The organism is Shewanella electrica, assembly GCF_022321485.1.
Classification (GTDB): domain Bacteria; phylum Pseudomonadota; class Gammaproteobacteria; order Enterobacterales; family Shewanellaceae; genus Shewanella; species Shewanella electrica.
Map to the genome: position 1 here is coordinate 1 of NZ_JAKOGG010000440.1, position 259 is coordinate 259.

1 protein-coding gene is annotated in these 259 nt (G+C 51.4%); it reads right to left on the minus strand.

All coding sequences use genetic code 11. From position 1 onward, the window contains the following. A partial coding sequence (locus L9G74_RS21155; RefSeq protein WP_238898724.1) for a DUF2306 domain-containing protein occupies positions 1-259 on the minus strand: 259 nt, incomplete at both ends.

A 259-nucleotide genomic window follows, 5' to 3' on the forward strand; every position in this document is an offset into this window, starting at 1 on the left:
TTCAGAATACGCCGCAGTCCAATCCATGTCGTCGTAAACCAAGCGGTATTGAGGATAAGAAACCCAATGGTGGAGCCAAGTCCGCCGGTTGCGTAAAATGCCAAATACACGCCGGCCGGTACACTCACAAAAATAGAGTACACATAGATTCTTCCCAGCAGCCGATGCACCCGCAGCCTTCTTCGGCTCCATCGCAACAGCTGTACGGAGCCTGTGATCAACGCCGTTGCGCCTGCAGTAATATGAATGTAGAAGAAGA